14 protein-coding genes are annotated in these 13,973 nt (G+C 24.1%); 13 read left to right on the plus strand and 1 reads right to left on the minus strand.

Annotation, left to right across the window (positions count from 1 at the left end; genetic code table 11):
* The first annotated feature begins 2 nt into the window (after positions 1-2).
* From D9V60_RS01720 to D9V60_RS01755, 8 genes are all read left to right on the plus strand, one after another.
* The gene (locus D9V60_RS01720) at positions 3-701 is read left to right on the plus strand and encodes a flagellar hook assembly protein FlgD (RefSeq protein ID WP_158360630.1); all 699 of its coding nucleotides are present in this window, start codon (positions 3-5) and stop codon (positions 699-701) included.
* A 51-nt stretch (positions 702-752) separates the two neighbouring features.
* Positions 753-1,964 (plus strand): flagellar hook protein FlgE, encoded by a 1,212-nt coding sequence (locus D9V60_RS01725; protein ID WP_158360631.1) that lies wholly within the window; start codon positions 753-755, stop codon positions 1,962-1,964.
* A gap of 21 nt (positions 1,965-1,985) precedes the next feature.
* Positions 1,986-2,726 carry a flagellar basal-body rod protein FlgF gene (flgF, locus tag D9V60_RS01730; RefSeq protein ID WP_158360632.1) on the plus strand — a complete coding sequence of 247 codons (741 nt, stop codon included), beginning with the start codon at positions 1,986-1,988 and terminating at the stop codon, positions 2,724-2,726.
* A gap of 12 nt (positions 2,727-2,738) precedes the next feature.
* Positions 2,739-3,521, plus strand: coding sequence for a flagellar basal-body rod protein FlgG (gene flgG / locus D9V60_RS01735; protein ID WP_158360633.1), 783 nt, complete (start codon positions 2,739-2,741; stop codon positions 3,519-3,521).
* Positions 3,522-3,593: 72 nt separating this feature from the next.
* Complete coding sequence (locus D9V60_RS01740) at positions 3,594-4,310, plus strand: flagellar basal body L-ring protein FlgH (RefSeq protein WP_158360634.1); 717 nt, start codon at positions 3,594-3,596, stop codon at positions 4,308-4,310.
* Positions 4,311-4,479: 169 nt separating this feature from the next.
* Positions 4,480-5,589: a flagellar basal body P-ring protein FlgI gene (locus D9V60_RS01745; RefSeq protein ID WP_158360635.1), complete on the plus strand. Its 1,110-nt coding sequence runs from the start codon at positions 4,480-4,482 to the stop codon at positions 5,587-5,589.
* On the plus strand, positions 5,589-5,903 hold the full coding sequence (locus tag D9V60_RS01750) for a rod-binding protein (RefSeq protein WP_158360636.1): 315 nt from the start codon (positions 5,589-5,591) through the stop codon (positions 5,901-5,903). Before D9V60_RS01745 ends, D9V60_RS01750 begins: the two co-directional genes overlap by 1 nt.
* Before the next feature lie 21 nt (positions 5,904-5,924).
* Positions 5,925-7,556, plus strand: a complete 1,632-nt coding sequence (locus tag D9V60_RS01755; RefSeq protein WP_158360637.1) for a FlgK family flagellar hook-associated protein — start codon at positions 5,925-5,927, stop codon at positions 7,554-7,556.
* A gap of 128 nt (positions 7,557-7,684) precedes the next feature.
* Here D9V60_RS01755 and rne read toward each other — a convergent pair whose 3' ends face one another.
* Positions 7,685-10,423, minus strand: coding sequence for a ribonuclease E (rne, locus tag D9V60_RS01760; protein WP_158360638.1), 2,739 nt, complete (start codon positions 10,421-10,423; stop codon positions 7,685-7,687).
* Positions 10,424-10,709: 286 nt separating this feature from the next.
* Between rne and rluC the strand changes: the two genes are divergently transcribed.
* The 5 genes from rluC (at position 10,710) to acpP (ending at position 13,940) form a co-directional block, all read left to right on the plus strand.
* A complete protein-coding gene (rluC, locus tag D9V60_RS01765; protein ID WP_158360639.1) occupies positions 10,710-11,654 on the plus strand; it encodes a 23S rRNA pseudouridine(955/2504/2580) synthase RluC in 945 nt (314 codons plus the stop codon).
* Positions 11,655-11,711: 57 nt separating this feature from the next.
* Positions 11,712-11,876 carry a 50S ribosomal protein L32 gene (rpmF, locus tag D9V60_RS01770; protein ID WP_158347707.1) on the plus strand — a complete coding sequence of 55 codons (165 nt, stop codon included), beginning with the start codon at positions 11,712-11,714 and terminating at the stop codon, positions 11,874-11,876.
* 91 nt (positions 11,877-11,967) lie between these two features.
* On the plus strand, positions 11,968-12,897 hold the full coding sequence (gene fabD / locus D9V60_RS01775; RefSeq protein ID WP_158360640.1) for an ACP S-malonyltransferase: 930 nt from the start codon (positions 11,968-11,970) through the stop codon (positions 12,895-12,897).
* Positions 12,898-12,902: 5 nt separating this feature from the next.
* Positions 12,903-13,634, plus strand: a complete 732-nt coding sequence (fabG, locus tag D9V60_RS01780) for a 3-oxoacyl-[acyl-carrier-protein] reductase (RefSeq protein ID WP_158360641.1) — start codon at positions 12,903-12,905, stop codon at positions 13,632-13,634.
* 66 nt (positions 13,635-13,700) lie between these two features.
* Entirely contained in the window at positions 13,701-13,940 is a 240-nt protein-coding gene (gene acpP / locus D9V60_RS01785) for an acyl carrier protein (protein ID WP_158360642.1), read from the plus strand.
* Positions 13,941-13,973 lie beyond the last annotated feature (33 nt).

Genomic DNA, 13,973 nt, shown 5'->3' on the forward strand with positions numbered 1-13,973 from the left:
AAATGAGCAATATTAGTCTTGATTCTTCTATACAGAATAATGTTCTTGATGAAAAAAATAATACTCTTGATAAAAGCACTGATGGTTTAAATCATCCTTCTAATCCATTAGATTTACAAAATAATTTTTTAAAGTTATTAATTGCTCAAATTAAAAATCAAGATCCTACTGATCCTATTAAAAATACTGAACTAACATCTCAATTAGCTCAAATTAACACAGCAACTGGAGTCGAAAAATTAAATAATACTGTAGGAAAATTTTCTGATAAAATAAATCAAAATCAAAATATTCAAATATCTTCGTTAATTGGTCATCGAGTTTTTATACCTAGCTCACAAATTGTGCATACTAAGGATATAAATACAGAATTTGGAATAGATTTAATTAGCTATGCAACATCCGTTGAAATTAAAATATTAGATGAAAATAAAAAAGTTATACATGTAGAAAAAATGAAAGATGTAAAACCTGGAGTATATAGTTTTATATGGGATGGTTTAGATTTAGATAAAAATACTATTCCTACTGGAAAATACAATGTTAGTTTAACAGCGAAAAATCAAAATAAAGATATTCCTGCAACAATTTTATGTGAAGCATTAGTACAGAGTATTATTACTTCTTCTAGAAATCCTATAATAGATTTGGGTGTCATGGGGAATACAACATTATCAGAAATTCGTAAAATTTTTAAATAAATATTATATATATTTAAAAAATTTAAACATCAATTATCAAGGAATAAAAACATGTCAACTATGGAAGCAATTAGTGGATTAATGGCAAATAGTAATAATATAGATGTTGTATCTAATAATATAGCCAATTCTTCTACTATTGGATTTAAATCTAGCACTCTTTCTTTTTTCGATATAGTATCTAATTCATTTTACTCCAACAGATTAATAAGATCTGGTGTTGGTGTTTCTAATATGAGACAAAATTTTAGTAATGGAATCTTAGTTCAAACAGGAAGAGATTTAGATTTAGGTATTGTACAAGATGGTTTTTTTAGAGTATTAAATTCCAAAGGACATGCATATTATACAAGAAACGGGCAATTTTTATTAGATAAAGACAAAAATATTGTCAATATGGAAGGAATGTATCTTACTGGTCAAAATCAATTTGATTTAAATAATGATCTAAACAATATATCTAAATTAGAACCTATTAATTTAAAAAAATCTGATATCCTTAAATCAAAACAAACAAATGTAATAAAGTTAAATGCAGATTTAATTGAAAATGCTAATTCGACTAATACTATAACAGGTTCTGATGATGACATATCAAATTTAGAAACAAATAATATTACTGTTTACGATAAAAATGGAAAAGCTCAAACTATAAATATTTCTATTGAAAAAAATAAAAACGAATGGATTTTAAAAGTTCAGTCAAATAATTTAAATGATTCAAATGATGATAAAATTGATAATACTATCTATTTAAAATTCGATTCTCAAGGTGAATTAATTTCCGATTCAACTATACAAATTGAATCAAAAAATTTTAAAAATCTTACTTTAGATATAGAGTGTAAACTTAGAAAATCAGAACATGATAATCATACAATACAACTTTCTCAAAATGGTTATCCAGAAGGTAATTTACAATCCTTTGAAATTTTAAATAATGGCGAAATTATTGGACAATACACAAACCAAAGGGTAGAAAAAATTGGACAAATATTTTTATCAAAATTTGTCAACCCAGAAAAATTAAAACCTGAAAGTGGAAATGTTTGGTCTGCAACTCAAGAAGCTGGAAATGAAACTGTTGGAATAGCAGGAGATAAAGGATTTGGGATTATGATTTCAAAAACTTTAGAATCATCTAATGTTGATTTAAATAAAGAATTAATTAACATGATCGTAGCTCAACGTAATTATCAGTCTAGTGCACAAGCTTTTAAAACAGAAGATAAAATAATTAATACATTAATTAATTTAAGATAATATCAAATATCAGGTATTGTAATGGAAAATGCAATTTATCAATCAATGCAAGCAGCTATTAGATTATTAGAAAATCAAAATATTATTGCAAATAATTTAGCAAATATATCTACTAATGGCTTTAAAGAAACATTTAATTTGATAATAAAAGATGAAAATGTTAATAATTTATATAAAATTCAAACACAAAAATATTATAATTTTTCAGAGGGCATACTCACTAATACACAAAGAAAACTAGATGTAATTGTTAAAGATAGCGGCTGGTTAGTTATAAAAGATATGAATGGAAAAGAAGCCTATACAAAAAATGGTCATTTAAAAATAAATGCACATGGACAGTTAACTATACAAAACTACAAAGTAGTTACAAATAAAGGCGATATAAAAATACCAAATAATATGAATGTAAAAATTTTATCTGATGGTACGATTAAAAAAATAGAAGAAAAAGAAAATAAAATTTTTGAAAAAAAAATAGGATCATTAAAATTAGTTCGTTTTTCAAAAAACAATCTTATTCAAAAAAATAATGGATTGTTTTATTTGAAAAAAAATATATTAAATCAAAATTTAAACGTACCGCATGATAACACTGTACGTATACAATCAGAAGTATTAGAAGCAAGTAATGTAAATCCAACTAAAAATATGGTTGATATGATATCGAACGCGCGACAATTTGAAATGAATATGAAAATGATATCAATGTATGATCAAAACACAGAACGCGCAAATCAACTATTTAATGTTAACAATTAAAAGGATAAAAACATGATTCCTTCTTTATGGATTTCTAAAACAGGTCTTGATGCACAACAAATTAATATGAATGTTATTTCTAATAACTTAGCCAATGTTAGTACAAACGGGTTTAAAAGATCTAGAGCAGTTTTTGAAGATTTAATGTATCAAACAATACGACCAGCAGGTACAAATTCCTCTATTGATACAACTTTACCTTCAGGATTACAAATAGGTACAGGAGTTAGACCTGTAGCTACTGAGCGAATTCATACCCAAGGAAATCTATCCAAAACAGATTCTTCAAAGGATGTGGCTATTAATGGACCAGGTTTCTTTCAAGTACAATTGCCTGATGGTAATACAGCATATACAAGAGATGGTTCATTTCAATTAGACCAAAATGGTCAGCTAGTAACAAATAGCGGATTTACAATAGTTCCTGAAATAAATATTCCACCTAATTCAACAAATATTAATATAGCAAGAGATGGGATTATAAGTGTTACTACACAAGGTCAAACGCAATCAATTGCTGTTGGTCAATTAAATTTAATTAAATTTTCTAATGATTCCGGACTAGAAAGTTTAGGAGAAAACTTATACCAAGAAACGCAAGCATCTGGTAGTCCAGTAGATACGACACCAGGTTTAAACGGAACCGGTTTATTATATCAAGGGTATGTTGAAACATCCAATGTTAATGTTGCTGAAGAATTGGTAAATATGATTCAAACTCAACGAGCCTATGAAATTAATAGTAAATCTATAAATACTTCAGATCAAATGTTACAAAAATTATATCAATTATAACAATTGATTTTTATGCTAGAACAAATTTAAAAATTTATATATTAAAATTTTGTTATTAAGGATGATTTTTCTGTGGTAAAGTTATTTAGTTATAAAATTAAATATTATTTAACTATTCTTGCTTTATTAGCAATTCAAAGTTGCGCTTCTATTGAACATCAACCTTTAGTTAGTGGGATTACTACATCTATAGCTCCAAATGTTTTTCCTAAAAATACAAATGGTTCTTTATTTCAAGAAATAACACCTATCAATTATGGCTATCAACCACTATTTGAAGACCATCGATCTCATAATATCGGAGATACAATAACTGTTGTATTACAAGAAAATATAAGTGCGAGTAATAGCTCATCTTCTAATTTGAGTCGAAATGGCACAGCAAATTTAGGAATGACAATTACCCCTGGACAACTAAATCCTATGTTAGGATTTAATATCAATGAAAATAAAACAGGATTTGATAGTATAGGAAAAAACGATTTTTATGGAAAGGGTAGTCATTCAGCTAAAAATACGTTTACAGGTCTTATTACTGTAACTGTAAAAAGAGTTCTTCCGAATGGGAATTTACAAGTAATTGGTGAAAAACAAGTCGCCATTAATGAGGGGATAGAATTTATTCGATTTTCAGGAGTAATTAATCCTCATAATATTAATAAAAACAATTTAGTTGCTTCAACTCAAATTGCAGATACTCGTATTGAATATGTAAGTAATAGTCGTATTAATGAAGCTCAAAAAATGGGTTGGTTACAACGATTATTGTTAAAAATTTCTCCTGTTTAATATTAAAGATTAAAAAACAAAATTCTTAATATCATTTAAACTCATAAAGGATAAAAATAATCCTTTATGAGAAAAAATTTATATAAAGATTCATAAATGACATATTATATATTTTGTATATAATATATATTTAAAAAAGAATTAATAAAGTAAATGTATAAGGTATTTTATGTTCAAGATAATATCGTTATTAAAATTTATTATTTGTATTTTAATAAGTTTTTATTCTTTTACTCATGCCGAAAAAATACGTGATTTAACTAGTATTGAAGGTATAAGAGATAATCAACTAATTGGTTATGGTTTAATAGTAGGTTTAGATGGAACTGGTGATCAATCAACACAAGTTCCATTTACCAATCAATCATTATATAATATGCTTTCTCAATTAGGTGTTACTATACCGCCAGATACTAATATGCATTTAAAAAATGTAGCAGCTGTAATAGTTACGGCAAAATTACCTCCATTTAGTCATACAGGCGAAAAAATAGATGTAGTAGTTTCTTCGATGGGTAATGCAAGAAGTCTTAAAGGAGGAACACTACTAATGACTCCTTTAAAAGGAGCTGACAATCAAATTTATGCGATTGCCCAAGGTAACATATTAGTATCTGAAAGAAATAGTTCGCAAAAAAGAAATAACCCTATTATATTTAATCAAGTAAATTCAGGAAGAATTCATCATGGAGCAACAATTGAGAAAGAAATAAATACTGATTTTGGAAAAAAAGAAATAATTAACTTACAATTAAATCAAGAAGATTTTAGTATTGCACAAAAAATAAGTGATATGATTAACATAAAGTATCCAGATACAGCTATAGCAATAAATTCTAAAACAGTACAATTAAATACATATGCTAATAATACAATACAAGTTCATATGCTTTCTAATATTCAAGATATAGATGTTTCTTTGCCTTCAGAAGAAGCTAAAGTAATAGTTAACCCTCGAACTGGCTCAATCGTTATTAATAAAGAAGTAAGATTAGGCACATGTATCGTTACGCATAAAAATTTATCTGTAATAATTAATAAAATAATTAATAAAAATAATCGTTCAAATTTTTTACATTCAATTTCGCATGATAAATCAAATTTATTAACAAGTATTAACGATAAAAATTATCTTGAAAATGAAACACTGAATAATGAAAGTTTAAATAATATATTACGAGCATTAAATTCTTTAGGAACTAAACCTGATGAGTTAATATCTATTCTTCAGTCAATGAAAAGTGCAGGCTGTCTTCACGCAAAATTGGAAATTATTTAATGCAAAATTATTTATCTTTATTTAATATCACAAATTACCATGCTAAATTAGTTAATGATTTAAAATATCAAGTAAAAGTTAATCCTAAAAAATATTCATCAGAAACAGCTAAACAAGTTGAAGGTGTTTTTATTTATATGCTATTAAAAAGCATGAGAAATTCATTAATAAAAGATAGTTTATTGGATAATAATCAAAGTCGTTTATATACGGAAGTATATGATGAACAAATTTCAAAAGAATTAACTAAGAAAGGTATTGGATTAGCAGATATGATTCTAAAACAAATCGAACAAAAAAAAATATATATATAACAATTTCTTAAGGGGAGCTATATGAGTTCCATATTAACTTCTACTATTTCTAGTATTAATGCTATAAAAATATTAATCGATAATACATCAAAAAAAGTTTTAAATCCACATTATAGAAATTCATCAGAACGCATTTCAATAGAAAATAATATAGATGAATCTAATGCTAATGCAGGTGTAAGAATACAAAAAGTATATGATGAATATAATAATTTTATTGATGAAGAAAAACGAAAAACAAGTGAACGAGTACAAGATGAACAAACACGCATTGAAGAATATTTAAAGTTAGAAGATTTATTTGTTAAAAAAATACATGTATTTAATGACTTAATCAACAAACTTTACTCTTCTATACAAGAAAACATTGTTAATAGAAATGAAAATGTATTTAATAAAGAAATTGAAAGTAATTTAAAAAATGTTGTAGCAGAACTAAAAAACTTTGATGATAAATTAAATACTTTAGAAAACGATGTTAAGAATGATATATTAGAAAAAATAAAAAAAGCAAATATCTTAATCAATAAAATTTGTGATCTCAATATTGACATTCATTACTTCCCAGTAGAACAAGTTCCTAATGGTGTATATAAATATATTGATGAAAGAGATCAATTAGTTAATGAGTTAAATGATATTATTGGTGTTACAGTAATTAAAGATGATGACAATTTTGAAGTACGTTTAAATAGCGGTATGTGTCTTATTAAAAACGACAAAAAGAAAAATTTAATGATCTTAACATCTAATACTGATGAAAAATATGTTAGTGTAGGTTATTGGGATGAACATGAAAAAACACTTAAAAAAATGGAACATATGATTCCAAGTGGATCTTTAGGCGGACTCTTTTCATTTCGAAGAGAAGAATTAAAAAATGCTAAAAATAAGCTTGGGCAACTAACTGTTAATTTTGCTGATAGTATTAACGAAAATCATACATTAGGTTATGATATACTTGGTAATCTTGGAAGACAAGTATTTAATATTAGTACACCTAAAATTATATCCAGTTCACATAACCCGTCAAATCCTTTTGTTTCTATTAAATGGATGGCTACTAGTGATGCGCAAGATACAGATTATATAGTTTCTATGAAAAATCACCAGTGGGTAGTTCAAAGATTACGTGACCAAACAATATTTGAACCAGAAATATATCAAAATAATAATAATACATACCTGACTTTTGATGGAATGGAGTTAAAAATTGAAGGAAATCATAACGAAGGTAATATGTATATGATTCAGCCATATGCTAAAACATTAGATGAACTGGAGTTATTAATTGTAGAAAATAACTTGTTCGCATCATCTTCAACAAATGATATGAGTCAGCAAAATAGAAATAATGCAATTATTATACATAATTTAAATAAAGATAAATTAGTAAATAAAAAAGATACATTAGGTATGTCTTATCTGAAATTTTTAAAATCTATATCTTATAAATGTAATGATCTTGAAGAAAAAGTACCTTTCAAACGTCAAATGATTAAAATATTAGAAAATAAAAAATTATCAGTATCTGATGATATAAATGAAGATTATCAAAATCTTAGTTATGAGCAAAAATGTTATATTGCAAATGTGAAAATTTTAAAAATGGCTGAAAGTATTTTCAATGATATTATTGATTGTTATAGTTAATTTTTGAAAAATCCTTTTAAAATAAAAACTTACTTTTTAAAGTAAGTTTTTATTTTTTATACTTAATTTTTTCAATTAATTTATTTTTAAATATTTTATATAAAATACATTAATTTATAAAAATAATTTTATTCAGTTTTAGTAATAGGTGAAGTAGAAAAATCAGTAGCAGAATGTGCTCCAGCAGAATTCTTTTTTTTATTTGATTCGATCAAAAAAATTGAAGATTTTATTGTTTTTTTGTGTTTATTAGAAAATGAGTTATTAAAAATTTTAGTAATAGGTGCATAAGCTTGATTTTTATTTTTTTCTTTTTTTACATTTTGATTACTTAAAACTTTTTTTTGACTTGATGTGAATATACGATTTCTTTTAAAAGATAACTTAATTTTTTTTCTTTCTTGAATTATATTTTGATCTTTAAAACTTTTTTTAGTTTTATAAAAACGATTTTTTTTATTTTCTTTAAAATTATTAATTTTTTTCAATAATATATTTTTTTTAAGAATATTATTGTTTTCATTAATAGATGAAATATTTATTTTTTTTTTAATATCTAAATTATCATCTTTTTTTATTGGATTTATATTAATTTTTGTTAATGAATTTTTGAATAAAACTCGTCCTAATGCTAATTCTAATGAAAAAATAATACTAATACCAATTGATTTCGAAGAATTAACAACACATGGGCTCATAAATTCGTTTTTTAAATGTTTTAAATTTGTAATATTAGATGTATTCTGGGCTTGAAAAATAATAGAATTTTTATTTTTAATTGTATTAATATATTTTTCTTGATTTTTTAAAATATTTTGTTTATGAATAATAATATTTTTGAATAACACTTCTTTATTTAAAAAAATATTGTTTTTTGTATTATTTAAATTTAATTTAAAAAAGTTCAATTGTTTTATATAATAAATAAGATTTATTTTTTTTAAATAGTTGTTATGAAAAGATGAATTATATTTTTGCTTTTGACGCAAATTAAGTTTATTATCTTTTTCAATTTTATGATTTTTAGAGATAATATTTATATTTTTTTTAATATCATTAATTGGAATATTATTTGCTTTTTTAAAAAAAATATTATTTTTATATTGAAAAATATTTTTTTTTAATATTTCACTTTTATGAAAAATATTTCTTATAAAAAAAGATTCCTTTATCCAAGATATGAAATTTATCAAAAAATTATTATAAATATTTTTTTTAGATGTTTTTTTTTCAATGATGTTTTTGGGATTAATAGAATAATTGAAAAATGTACTATTTTTTAAAAATGGTTTGGTTTTATTTTTTTTTTCTATAACGTTCTTTTTAATATTTTTTAAGTTTTTATTCTTTAAAACACTAGAAAGATAATAACTAATCGATGGTATACGTTCTCCTTTTCTGATTCTAGAAACAAGATAATGAGGAGTTTTCATATTTTTATTAGGAACAATAATTGTTTTTCCACCAGCTTGTCGTTTTTCAATCGCGTGTACTGCATCTCGTTTTTCGTTTAATAAATAACAAGCAATTTCTATCGGTACAATAGCATGTACTTCATATGTATTTTCTTTTAATGCTTCTTCTTCAATTAAACGCAAAATTGATAAAGATAAAGATTCATTATCTCTAATAGTACCTGTTCCTGTACATCTAGGACAAACATGATGACTAGATTCACCTAAAGATGAACTCAATCTTTGTCTAGACATTTCTAATAATCCAAATCTAGAAATATTTCCAATTTGAACACGTGCGCGATCTTCTCGTACAATTTCACGAAGTTTATTTTCAACAGCTTTTTGATTGCTTATAGATGTCATATCTATAAAATCAATAACTATTAAACCACCTAAGTCTCGCAATCTTAATTGTCTTGAAATTTCTTCAACTGCTTCTATATTTGTATTAAATGCAGTCGCTTCAATATCTATATTACGTGTAGAACGAGATGAATTAATGTCAATAGCTGTTAAGGCTTCTGTGCTATCTACTGTAATTGAACCACCGGAAGGGAGTCGTACCTTTCTTTGAAAAGCAGAATTTATTTGAGATTCAATTTGATAATAACTAAATAAAGGAACTTCTCCAGTATAAAGTTTTATTTTATTAATAAAATCTGGTCGACCTAAAGCGGAAATATGTTCTCGAGCTATATGAAGTATTTTAGGGTTATCAATTAAAATTTCACCAATATCCTGGCGTAAATAGTCTCTAAATGCACGAAAAATTATATTATTTTCTTGATGAATTAAAAATGGTGCAGATCTACTTTCTGAAGCTTTTTGGATAGCATTCCAATGTTTTAGTCTAAGAGATAAATCCCATTGTAATGATTTTATAGATTTTCCAACTCCTGCAGTTCTAATAATTAAACCCATATTTTTAGGTAGTTTTAAAGATAATAATAATTCTTTTAATTCAATTCGATCGTTACCTTCAACTCTTCTAGATACCCCGGTAATATTAGGGCTATTAGGCATTAAAACTAAATAACTTCCTGCTAGGGTAATAAAAGTTGTTAAAGCTGCTCCTTTGGTTCCCCTTTCTTCTTTATTAATTTGAACTATAAGCTCTTTTCCTTCTTTTAAAATATTTTTAATATTTACACGTACATTACTATTATAATTTTTCGGAAAATATTTTTCAGAAATTTCTTTTAAAGGTAAAAAACCATGTTTTTCTATTCCATAATCTACAAAAGCAGCTTCTAAACTAGGTTCTATACGAGTGATTTTTCCTTTATAAATATTTGATTTTTTTTGTTCTGATCCAGAATTTTCTATATCAAGATCATATAATCGCTGACCATCAACAAGAGCGACACGTAACTCTTCCTGCTGAGTTGCGTTAATTAACATTCTTTTCATTGTAACATTTTCTCTCTTATTTTTATAAATAAGTAAATACATCAACAGGAAATATATACTTTTTAAAAATTAATATTTTATTATCTAACTATGATTTTTATTTAAAATATATATAAAAATAAGTTGTTTTAAAATACTATACAAATAACTTAAAAATTAATAAATATTATTTTTTATAATTGAAAATCACAAATAATTTAATTATTGATACTAATATATTTATATATTTAATTATATTATAATTAATAAAAATTAAAAAAATTACTTAATTATAGAGATTTTTTTAATGACATATAAAATATTATCTGCATCTATTATATATATTAATGAAGATATGATAAATCAACGAATAGATAATTTTTTGAAAAAAAAATTTAAAAATATACCAAAAAGTATGATTTATCGTATTATTAGAACTGGAAAAATTCGAATTAATAAAAAAAGAATCAAACCAAATTATAAATTGAAAATTGGAGATCATCTAAAAGTTCCTTCGATAAAGATTTTAATCGAAGAAAAAAAATATTTTCATGTTAATAATTATGAAAAAAATCTATTAAATAATATACTCTATGAAGATAACTATTTATTAATAATAAATAAACCCTCAGGTATTGCAGTACATGGTGGAAGCGGTATTAATTTTGGCATTATAGAGTATTTTCGAAATATTCGTCCATTAGAGAAATTTCTTGAACTTGTACATCGTATTGATCGAGAAACATCAGGTATATTAATTTTAGCAAAAAAAAGAACATCTCTTATATCTATGCATAAACAAATAAGAGAAAAAAAAATAAAAAAAGAATATATTGCATTAGTTCATGGTTTATGGCCTGATAGTTTAAAAAAAATATCCGAACCTTTATTAAAGGTTAATTTAAAAAACAAACAAAAAAAAATGTTAATTAATAATAATGGAAAAATTTCAGAAACTTGTTTTCAAATAAAAAAACAGTATTCTTTTGCAACATTACTTTCTATTTTTCCTAAAACAGGTAGAACACATCAAATTCGAGCACATGTATCACATGCAGGATATCCAATATTGTTTGATAAACGTTATGGAGATTCAAACTTAGATAAACGAATTAAACAAAAAATGAGTTCTAATAGACTTTTATTACATGCTGTTTCAATTGATTTTATACATCCAAACAATGGTAATATATTACATATAGAAGCGCCGTTAGATATGAATATTAGAAATTTTTTACAAACTCTTGTATGATATATATTAAAAAATAATTAATTTTTTATCTAATAATATTTGCAGAGAAAAAACTATATGGCCGTACAAAAGAATAAACCTACTCGTTCTAAAAGAGGTATGCGTCGTTCACATGACGCTTTAAAAAATATATCATTATCTATAGATAAGTTTTCTGGGGAAACACATATACGGCACCATATAACTCAAAAAGGATTTTATAAAGGTAAAAAAGTTATTTAAAAAAACAGAAAAACGGTATTTAAAAAATACCGTTTTATCATTAAATAAAATTTATCTTTAAAAATTTTTACTTAATCAAAAGGTTATTTTGATGCGTGGATTTGCTATGTTATTCCCTGGTCAAGGTGTTCAATATATAAACATGTTATCTTGTTTTTTACAAAAAGAAAAAATTTTTCAGAATATTTTTAAAGAAGCATCAGAGTATATAAGTTGTAATTTATTAAAATTAATAAAAGAAGGACCATTAGAAAAAATAAATGACAGCAAATATACACAACCAATAATATTGACTTCATCAATTGCGATATATAAATTCTGGAAAGCATGTAATGGAAAAAATCCATCATTTATGTCTGGGCATAGTTTAGGAGAATATTCTGCACTAGTTTGTTCTGGTGCTTTAAAATTTAGTGATGCAGTAAAAATTGTTTCATTGCGTGGACAATATATGCAAAAAATCACTTTAAATCAATCATATTTAGTAAAAGCTATAATTGGTTTAAATAAAAATATTATTAAAAAAATTTGCGAAAAATACAAATCAAAGACTGTTTCCATTGCAAGTATTAACTCCGATAATCAAATAATTATTTCAGGAAACAAAATAGATGTATATCAAGCGAGTTTAGATTGTAAAAAAAATGGAGCTAAATTTATATTTGATATGAATCTTAGCATGCCAGTACATAGTTACTTAATGAAACCAGTTGCTAAAAAAATTGAATGTATATTAAAAAATATCGAAATAAAAAAACCCAAAATACCAGTTATTAATAATGTAGATGTAAAATGTGAAAATAATAGTAAAAATATTAAAATAGCATTAATAAAACAAGTATATAAAACTGTAAGATGGAAAGAAATAATAGATTTTATACAATCTAAAAATATTTTTACTATGTTAGAAATTGGACCAAATAGTATTTTAACTAATTTAAATAAAAAAAATATTAATTTAATTTCTCTTAATACAAGTAATAAAAAATTTTTTTTGAAAGCTTTTAAAAAAATAAATTAAAACTAATGAAAACTGAAAAAAAAACAGCTCTAATAACAGGAGCAAATAAAGGAATTGGAAAAGCAATAGCTATAAAATTATTAAAAAAAGGAATAAGAGTCATCGGCACATCTACGACTCAATATGGAGTAAAAATAATTAATAAATATTTAAAAAAAAATGGTTTTGGTGTTGTTTTAGATTTAAAAGATACTAATTCTATTACAGAAAAAATTAAAGAAATTTATAAGCATAATTATTCTATTGATATATTGGTTAACAATGCTGGAATTAAATCAGATAAACTATTAGTTCATATGAACAACACAGATTGGGAAGATATAATAAAAATTAATTTAATATCTATATTCTATACCTCTAAAGCTGTCATTCGTTCTATGATTAAAAAAAAAGAAGGTCGTATAATCACGATTAATTCTATAATTGGTTATACAGGAAATAAAGGTCAAACTAATTATAGCGCTGCAAAATCAGGTCTTATTGGATTTCATAAATCTTTAGCACTTGAAGTGGCTTCAAAAGGAATAACAGTTAATATGGTTGCGCCAGGACTTATTCAAACAGATTTTATTAAAGATTTAAATGCATTTCAATATAAAAAGCATTTATCTAATATTCCAATGAAACGATTAGGAAGTGTAGAAGAAATAGCAGATGCTGTAATGTTCTTATCTTCTAATCAAGCATCTTATATTACTGGTCAAACATTACATGTAAATGGTGGTATGTATATGTAAATATACATTTAATCTAAAAATATATTAATATAAACAATAAAAACATTTAAAAGTGAATAAAATAATATGAAAGATATTGAAAACAAAATAAAAAAAATTATTTCAAAAAAACTAGATATAAAAATAGAACATATTACTAATAATTCTTCATTTTTAGAAGATCTTGGAGCAGATTCATTGGATATTGTAGAATTAATTATGACTTTAGAAGAAGATTTTAATATAGAAATATCTGATAATGAAGCAGAAAAAATTAAAACAGTACAAAGTGCTATAAATTTTATTAACAGTAAAATTAAAAATTAAAATGATTAAATTCTACTTAAAAATGAATTTATA

Source organism: Buchnera aphidicola (Aphis craccivora) (assembly GCF_005082145.1).
GTDB classification, from domain to species: domain Bacteria; phylum Pseudomonadota; class Gammaproteobacteria; order Enterobacterales; family Enterobacteriaceae; genus Buchnera; species Buchnera aphidicola_U.